The organism is Cellulomonas citrea, assembly GCF_009829685.1.
GTDB lineage: Bacteria > Actinomycetota > Actinomycetes > Actinomycetales > Cellulomonadaceae > Cellulomonas > Cellulomonas citrea.
Genome location: NZ_VWSD01000128.1, coordinates 1 through 8,508, shown reverse-complemented (window position 1 = coordinate 8,508; position 8,508 = coordinate 1). Strand labels below are relative to the sequence as shown.

Sequence of the window (8,508 nt, the reverse complement as noted above, 5' to 3'; positions counted from 1 at the left end):
ACGGTCCTGCGGTGCGGGGCGCCTTCACCCGGGGCGGAGGACGGGAGGCCACCCGCGCCCTGCTCGCGGCCGGGCCGCCGCCGCGCGCGATCGTGTGCGGCAACGACCAGATGGCGCTCGGGGTGCTCGACGTGCTGGCCGAGGCCGGTCACCGGGTGCCGCAGGACGTCATCGTCACCGGTTTCGACGGGATCGAGCCCACCGAGCTGTCCCGGCCGCGGCTCACCACGGTCCGCCAGCCGATGCTCGACCTCGGCCGGGCGGCGGTCGAGCTGCTGCGCGAGCGGATGGCCGACCCGACCCGGGCGCCGCGCGCCGAGCTGCTCGCGGTCGAGGTGCTCCTGCGCGAGTCCTGCGGCTGCGGTCGCTGAGGCGTGGGACCGGGGTCCCGGAGCCTGTCGGCCGGCCGGATGTATGCGCATACAGCCCCGTCCGGGGCGCGATCCACGGGCGCACCAGCGCGTTTGCCCGCAGCGATGTATGCGCATACATTGGCGCGAGCGCAGGGCACCGACCGCCCCGCACGGCACCGCAGGCGCGGTGGCCGCGTGACGAAGACGACACGAAGGAGCTTCCAGGTCATGACACTGCACACCAGGGCGACGCGCAGGCGCCTCGCCCTCGCCGTCGGGGCGGGCATGACGCTCGCCCTGCTCGCGACGGGCTGCGCCGGCCAGGCCGGCGGGTCCTCGACCAGCGCCGGGGGCACCAGCCTGCTGGCCGCGATGGACAACGGCTCGCCCACCTTCACCCGGAACTTCAACCCGTTCTCGGCGAGCAAGCGCACCACCGCCAACGTCATCTACGAACCGCTGTTCGTGCCCAACGTGCTCGACGGCACGCTCGTGCCGTTCCTCGGCACGAAGTACACCCAGCCGGACGCCAGCACCATCGTGGTCGACGTGCGCACCGGTGTGACCTGGCAGGACGGCACCGCGTTCAGCGCCGACGACGTCGCCTTCACCTACCAGCTCCTCAAGGACTTCCCGGCGCTCGACACCACCGGCGCCTGGCAGGACCTGGCCTCCGTGGACGTCGAGGGCCAGACCGTCACGTTCCACCTGTCGTCGGCCAACGTGCCCGCCGCGGCCGTCGTGCTCAACGTGCCGATCGTCTCCAAGCACCTGTGGTCCAAGGTCACCGACCCGGTGACCTACACCGACGAGAACCCCGTCGGCACCGGGCCCTACAAGCTCGGCGACTTCAACGAGAACCAGTACACGCTCACCAAGTACGCCGACTACTGGCAGGCCGACAAGGTCGCCGCGAGCGAGGTCGTCCTCCCCGCGTCGAACACCCAGCTCGACGTCGTCAACAACGGCTACGACTGGGCCTACGCCTACATGTCCGACGTGGAGAACACGTGGGTCAAGGCTGGCAAGGCCAACACCTACTGGTTCCCGCCGGGCGGCACCATCGCCCTGCTGCCCAACCTCACCAAGGCGCCGTACAACAACGTCGACTTCCGCCAGGGCCTCTCGCTCGCGCTCGACCGCACCAAGATCGCGGACGTCGCCGAGGAGGGCTACGTCAAGGCGGCTGGTACGTCCGGGCTGCTGCTGCCCAACCAGAAGGACTGGCTCGACCCGTCGCTGCCCAACGGTGGCGAGGTCACCCAGGACACCACGGCGGCGCTCGCCGCCTTCGCCAAGGCCGGGTACACCAAGGATGCCTCGGGCAAGCTCGTGGACTCCTCCGGCGCCCAGTTCGCCGTCACCATCTCCACCGTCAACGGCTGGTCCGACTGGCTGCGCGGTGTCCAGGAGGTGCAGCGTCAGCTCGAGGCCGTCGGGATGGCGGTCACGGTCGACCAGCCGCAGCAGGCGGCGTTCGAGCAGGCCCGCGCCCAGGGTGACTTCGACCTGGCGATGGGCTCGTTCGGCGGCACCGGGTCGCTCTACAACGACTTCAACCAGCTCATGGGCTCGGAGTTCAGCGTCCCGGTCGGGCAGACCGCCTCGGCCAACTTCGAGCGGTACTCCTCACCGGCCGCCGACGCGGCGCTCGCCTCCCTCAAGGTCGCCGTCGACCCGGCCGCCCAGAAGAAGGACGGCTACCAGCTGCAGCAGCTCATGACGAAGGACCTGCCGGTCGTGCCGCTGTTCTACGGCGGGCTGTGGGGGCTGTTCTCCAGCACCCACTTCACCAACTGGCCCAGCGCGGACAACCCGTACGCCACCCCGGCCACGTGGGGCTCCAACCCGCTGCTCATCCTCACCACCATCACCGCGGCGCACTGACCGCACCCGGTCCGCCGGCCGACCCCCCAGCGTCGGCCGGCGGACCGGCACACCCCCCGAGTCGAAGGTGCTCTCGTGCGGTATGTCCTGAGCAAGATCGGTCTGCTGCTGCTCACCGCGTGGGCCGCGATCACGGTCAACTTCCTGCTGCCGCGGATGATGCCCGGGTCGCCGGCCGATGCGGCGATCGCCAAGCTGTCCCGCAACGGCACGGTCTCGCCGGCCACCCGCGCCGCCATCGAGGCCCAGCTCGGGGTGCCCGGCGGCAGCCTGTGGCACCAGTACGTGTCCTACCTGGACTCGATCCGCCGGTTCGACTTCGGCCTCTCGTACACGTTCTTCCCCCAGCCGGTCTCCGAGCTGGTCACCAAGGCCCTGCCGTACACCGTGATCCTGGTCGGCACCGTCACCGTGCTCGCCTTCGTGCTCGGCACGCTCATCGGCATCGGGGCCGCGTGGAAGCGCGGCACCTGGATGGACAGCCTGCCGACGCTGTCCGGCTCGTTCCTGTCCGCGTTCCCGTACTTCTGGACCGGGCTGCTGCTGCTGTTCTTCCTCGGCTACCAGCTGCGCTGGTTCCCGACGTCCGGCGCGTACGGCGCCCGGACCCTGCCCGGGTGGAACGGCGCCTTCGTCTCCGACGTGCTCGCGCACGCCGTGCTGCCCGCCCTCACGATCCTCATCACCTCGCTCGGCGGCTGGATCCTGGGCATGCGCAACACGATGATCAACACCCTCGGCGAGGACTACGTGACGTTCGCCGAGGCCAACGGCCTGCGCAGCCGCACCGTCGCCATCCGGTACGCCGCACGCAACGCGATCCTGCCCAACCTCACCGGGTTCGGCCTCGCGCTCGGCGGCGTGGTGGGCGGGTCGCTCCTCGTCGAGCAGGTCTTCCACTACCCGGGCGTCGGCTACCTGCTCTACAACGCGGTGGTCAACCAGGACTACCCGCTCATGCAGGCGCTCTTCCTCATGATCACGATCAGCGTGCTCGCGGCCAACTTCGTCGTCGACGTGCTGTACGGCTTCCTGGACCCGAGGACCCGGCGATGAACCCGACCCCCGCCCCCGCTCCTGCGAGCACCGCAGCCGTGCCCGACCACGCCCCGAGCGGACCCGCCCCGCTGTGGCGCACCGCCGTCCGCGGCCTGGCCACCATCTGGGCGGTGCCCAAGGCGCGGCTCGGCCTGGTGATCCTCGCGGTGTTCCTGCTCACCGCTCTCTTCGCCCCGCTCCTCGCGCCGTACGGCGCCACCGACAACAGCTTCGGGCGCAACGAGGCCGCGAGCGCCGCGCACTGGCTCGGCACCACCGCCGCCGGGGAGGACGTGCTCTCCCAGGTCATCTTCGGCTCGCGGATCTCGGTGGTCGTCGGCTTCGTCGCCGGGGCGCTGGCCACCGCCGTCGCGGTGCTCGTCGGGCTGTCCTGGGGGTACGCCCGCGGCTTCCTGGCCGATGTCGCGAACTTCGTCGTCAACCTGTTCCTCGTCATCCCCAGCCTGCCGCTGATGATCGTCATCGCGACCTACCTGCAGAACTCCGGGCTCGCGATGATCTCGATCGTCATCGCGATCACCGGCTGGGCGTGGGGTGCGCGCGTGCTGCGCTCGCAGACCCAGTCGCTGCGCAGCCGGGACTTCGTCACCGCCGCGCAGTTCAGCGGTGAGGGGTCCTGGCGGATCGTCTTCCGGGAGATCCTGCCGAACATGACCTCCCTCATCACGGGGAGCTACTTCGGCGCGGCGACCGCCGCGATCCTCGCCGAGTCGGGGCTGTCGTTCCTCGGCATCGGCGACACCAGCGTCGTGAGCTGGGGCTCGATGCTCTTCTGGGCGCAGAACTCCAACGCCCTGCTCACCGGCCAGTGGCTGCTGCTGCTGGCGCCCGGTCTGTGCATCGCGCTGCTCGCCACGTCGCTCACCCTCATCAACTTCGGCGTCGACGGGTTGTCCAACCCGCGCCTGCGGGAAGGGAAGGGCCGATGAGCCTCCTCGAGGTCACCGACCTGTCCGTCGTCTACGAGCCCAAGGGTGCCGAGCCGACGTACGCCGTCAAGGACGTCTCGTTCGCCCTGGAGCGCGGCGAGTTCGTCGGGCTCGTGGGGGAGTCCGGGTCGGGCAAGTCCACGCTCGGCTTCGCGGTCACCCGGCTGTCCAAGCCGCCGGCCCGGATCAGCCACGGTCGCATCGTCGTGGGCGGGCGGGACATCGCCGGCCTGGCCGACGAGGAGCTGCGCCGCCAGCGCCAGGGCGGGTTCGCCATGGTGCTGCAGTCCGGGATGAACGCGCTCAACCCGGTGCGCACCGTCCGGCACCACTTCTTCGACATCTTCGCCGCGCACGGCCACGTCGACCGGCGCCGGCGCGAGGCCCGGGCCCGGGAGCTCGTCGCCAAGGTCGAGCTGCCGGACCTCGTGCTCGACCGGTATCCCGGGGAGCTGTCCGGCGGTATGCGCCAGCGGGTCTCGATCGCGCTCGCGCTGTCCCTCGAACCGCAGCTCATGGTGTTCGACGAGCCGACCACGGCCCTCGACGTGCTCGTGCAGCACGCCGTCATGCGCACCATCCGGGACCTGCAGCGCGAGGAGGGGTTCACGGCCCTGCTCATCAGCCACGACCTGGGCGTCGTCCTGGAGTCGACGTCGCGCGTCATGGTGATGCACGACGGCGCGATCGTCGAGGACGGGACGTCGCAGCAGATCCTGCACGCCCCGGAGCACCCGTACACCCAGATGCTGCTCTCGCACTACGCGGACCCGCGCGCCGAGGTGGTCGAGCTGCCCGGGCTCGCGGTGCGCGGCGGCACGATCAGCACGGCGAGCACGCGTAGCGACGACGCAGGTCAGGATGGTGCGGTCGCGCCCGCGGCCCGGCCCTCGGCGGTGCGCGCCGGGGCCCACCGGTCCGCCGCCCGCGAACCGGTGGTCGTCGACCACGTGTCGAAGGTCTACCCGGCCCCGCGCCGCGGCCAGGCCCGGGTGGTCGCCGTCGACGACGTGTCGTTCCGGCTCGAACCGGGGCAGTCGATGGCGCTCGTCGGCCAGTCCGGCTCCGGGAAGTCGACCATCGCCAAGCTCGTCACGGGCGTCGAACGGCCCACGTCGGGCACGGTGCACGTCGGCGACGTGCGGGTCGACACGCTGCGCCGACGCGGGCTGCGCGACCTGCGCCGCCAGGTGCAGATGGTGTTCCAGGACCCGTACTCCGCGCTCAACCCGCTGCACTCGGTCGAGTACACGCTCACCCGCCCGGTGGTGAACTTCTCCGACCTGCGCGGCCGGGACGCCCGGCGCCGGGTGCTCGACCTGCTCGACCTCGTCGGGCTCAGCCCCGTCGAGCAGTTCGCCGCCAAGCTGCCGCACCAGCTCTCCGGCGGGCAGCGCCAGCGCGTCGTCATCGCCCGGGCGCTCGCGTGCGACCCGCAGGTGCTCATCGCCGACGAACCCGTCTCGATGCTCGACGTGTCGCTGCGCGCCGGGGTGCTCGCGCTGCTCGAGGACCTGCGCGTCCAGCTCGGCATGTCGATGCTCTACATCACCCACGACCTGCTCTCGGCCCGGGTGGTCACCGACCGCATCATGGTGCTGCACGACGGCCGGGTGGTCGAGGCCGGCGAGACGGCCCAGGTGCTGCGCTTCCCGGCCGACCCGTACACGGTCGCGCTGCTCGACGCCGTCCCGCAGCCCGGCCGGGCGGGGGACGCAGCATGAGCGTGCGACCAGGTCAGGCGTTCGGTCCGCTGCCGCTGGCCGACGGGGTGCAGCCGCTCGTCGTCGACGCGTCCGTCGGCCCGCTCACCGCGCTGCGCGCACGTCCGGCCGGGGCGGCCCGCGGGGTCGCGCTGCTGGTGCCCGGGTTCACCGGGTCCAAGGAGGACTTCCGGCTGCTGCTGCCGCTGCTCGCCGAGCGCGGCTGGGACACCTGGGCGTACTCCCAGCGCGGTCAGGCCGACTCGGTCGCCCCCGCCGGGGTCGAGGCCTACCGGGCGCAGGACTTCGCGGCCGATGCCGTCGAGGTCGCCCGGACCGTCGCCGACGTCACGGGGGTCGCGGCCGTGCACCTGCTGGGGCACAGCTTCGGCGGCACGGTCGCCCAGGCCGCGGTGGTCCGCGACCCGGTGCCGTTCGCCAGCCTCACGCTGCTGTGCTCCGGACCGCACGGCTGGCCCGGCCGGGAGGACGCGTTGCGCGCGCGGCTGCTCGCCTCGGACGGTGTCGACCTGTGGCGGCTGGACCACCCCGACCGCGCCGGGGTGCCGGACGAGGACCTGGACCCGGCCGACCTGTTCTGGCGGCTCCGTGCCGAGCGCACCAGCACCGAGCACCTACTCGGGGCCCTCGAGGTGCTCGCCGACCCGACCGACACCACGGACGCCGTGGGTGCTGCCGGGGTGCCGGTGCTCGTCGTGCACGGTGCGCGCGACGACGCCTGGCCGCAGGACTGGCAGCGCCGCACCGCCGCACGGCTCGGTGCGCCGCTCGTCATCGTCCCGGACGCCGGTCACCTGCCCAACGAAGAGAACCCGGCCGCGACGGCCGCCGCCCTCGACGCCTTCTGGGCGTCGCTCCCGACTCCCTGACCTGCGAGGACATCCATGCGCACCTTCCCCGACGGCTTCCTGTGGGGCTCGGCCACGGCCGCGCACCAGATCGAGGGCAACAACGTGAACTCCGACTGGTGGGAGCGCGAGCACATGCCCGGCACCACCATCGCCGAGCCGAGCGGTGACGCCTGCGACTCCTACCACCGGTTCGCCCACGACATGGCGATCCTGGCCGAGGCCGGGCTGAGCACCTACCGCTTCTCCGTCGAGTGGGCGCGCATCGAACCGGAGAAGGGGTTCGTCTCGCAGGCCAGCCTCGACCACTACCGGCGGATGATCGACACCGCCCGTGACCTGGGCATCGAGCCCATGGTGACGCTGCACCACTTCACCAACCCGCGCTGGTTCGCCCGCGAGGGCGGCTGGTTGGCGCCCGACGCCGTCGAGCGGTTCGAGCAGTACACCCGCACCGTGCTGCCCGTGCTGGCCGACGTCACGTGGGTCTGCACCATCAACGAGCCCAACATGGTGGCGATGTTCGCCGGCGACGACGCGACCGAGGGCGCCACGTTGCAGGCCTTCGGCCAGCCGGCGCCGAGCCGCCGTGTCTCGCAGGTGCTCGCGCAGGCGCACCGGGCCTCGCGTGCGGTGCTCGCCGGGGCCGACCACCCGATCCGCTCCGGCTGGACCGTCGCGACGCAGGACTTCCAGGCCGAGCCCGGTGCCGAGCAGGTGACCCGCGACTACGGCTACCCGCGCGACGCGTGGTTCCTCGAGCAGGCCGCCGGTGACGACTGGGTGGGTGTGCAGGCCTACACCCGCACCGTCGTCGGGCTGGACGGCCCGAAGCCGATCGCCGCCGAGGCCGAACGCACCCTCACCGGCTGGGAGTACTACCCGCTCGCGCTGGCCGACGGTGTGCGGCTGGCGCACGAGATGGCGCCGGGCACCCCGGTGTTCGTCACCGAGAACGGCATCGCCACCGCCGACGACACCCGCCGCATCGACTACGTGCGCGGTGCCCTCGCCGGGCTGCACGACGTCATGGCCGAGGGCGTGCCGGTGCTCGGCTACCTGTACTGGAGCCTGCTCGACAACTACGAGTGGGGCTCCTACACGCCCACGTTCGGCCTGGTCGGGGTCGACCGCAGCACCTTCGAACGCACCGTCAAGCCCAGCGCCCGCTGGCTCGGCGAGGTCGCCCGCGCCAACGCGCTGCCCGACTGACCCCGGCGCCGGCCCCGCCGGCCCGCCTGACACCTCACCAAGGACTCCACGTGACGAGCACCGAGCAGACCTTTGCCATGCCCTCGACCGGCGACCGGGCGGCCGTCCCGGCCGGGCTGCGGTTCACCGCGCCGGCCCCGACCGCGGGTGCGCTGGTGTCCGGTGACCTGCGGGTCGAGCTCACCCGCACCGGCGACGTGCACGCGATCCGGTACGGCGAGCTGCTGGTCTCGCAGTACCTGCCCGGTCCGCACGACGCCGCCACCGGCGGGCTGTGGCTGCGCCGGCACCGTGACGGCCGGGTCGAGCCGATGCCGCTCCTCGGCGCACGCTCGTCGGCCCGGTTCGCGCTCACCGACCGCAGCGCGCGCTGGACGGGCAGCGGGCTGGGGGTGCGCTGGTCGGTGACGCTGGCCCTCGGGCCGGACGGCGACCTGTGGGTGTGGCGGATCGACGTCACGGCGCTCGACGGCACCGGGCCCGACGGCGCCGGGCC

General features: G+C 72.3%; 8 protein-coding genes. All 8 read left to right on the top strand.

The window, feature by feature from the left end; translation table 11 throughout:
• Positions 1 to 371, top strand: a 371-nt coding sequence (locus F2B26_RS12600) for a LacI family DNA-binding transcriptional regulator (RefSeq protein ID WP_159809896.1), incomplete at its 5' end; no start/stop codon positions are given.
• A 210-nt stretch (positions 372 to 581) separates the two neighbouring features.
• Positions 582 to 2,240 carry an ABC transporter substrate-binding protein gene (locus F2B26_RS12595; protein ID WP_159809894.1) on the top strand — a complete coding sequence of 553 codons (1,659 nt, stop codon included), beginning with the start codon at positions 582 to 584 and terminating at the stop codon, positions 2,238 to 2,240.
• Positions 2,241 to 2,315: 75 nt separating this feature from the next.
• The gene (locus F2B26_RS12590) at positions 2,316 to 3,296 is read left to right on the top strand and encodes an ABC transporter permease (RefSeq protein ID WP_159809892.1); all 981 of its coding nucleotides are present in this window, start codon (positions 2,316 to 2,318) and stop codon (positions 3,294 to 3,296) included.
• On the top strand, positions 3,293 to 4,228 hold the full coding sequence (locus tag F2B26_RS12585; protein WP_159809890.1) for an ABC transporter permease: 936 nt from the start codon (positions 3,293 to 3,295) through the stop codon (positions 4,226 to 4,228). Before F2B26_RS12590 ends, F2B26_RS12585 begins: the two co-directional genes overlap by 4 nt.
• Positions 4,225 to 5,952 carry an ABC transporter ATP-binding protein gene (locus tag F2B26_RS12580; RefSeq protein ID WP_159809888.1) on the top strand — a complete coding sequence of 576 codons (1,728 nt, stop codon included), beginning with the start codon at positions 4,225 to 4,227 and terminating at the stop codon, positions 5,950 to 5,952. The genes F2B26_RS12585 and F2B26_RS12580 overlap by 4 nt, the downstream gene beginning before the upstream one ends.
• On the top strand, positions 5,949 to 6,821 hold the full coding sequence (locus F2B26_RS12575) for an alpha/beta fold hydrolase (protein WP_159809886.1): 873 nt from the start codon (positions 5,949 to 5,951) through the stop codon (positions 6,819 to 6,821). Before F2B26_RS12580 ends, F2B26_RS12575 begins: the two co-directional genes overlap by 4 nt.
• Positions 6,822 to 6,836: 15 nt before the next feature.
• Entirely contained in the window at positions 6,837 to 8,012 is a 1,176-nt protein-coding gene (locus F2B26_RS12570; RefSeq protein WP_159809884.1) for a glycoside hydrolase family 1 protein, read from the top strand.
• 50 nt (positions 8,013 to 8,062) lie between these two features.
• A partial coding sequence (locus F2B26_RS12565; protein WP_159809882.1) for a hypothetical protein occupies positions 8,063 to 8,508 on the top strand: 446 nt, incomplete at its 3' end.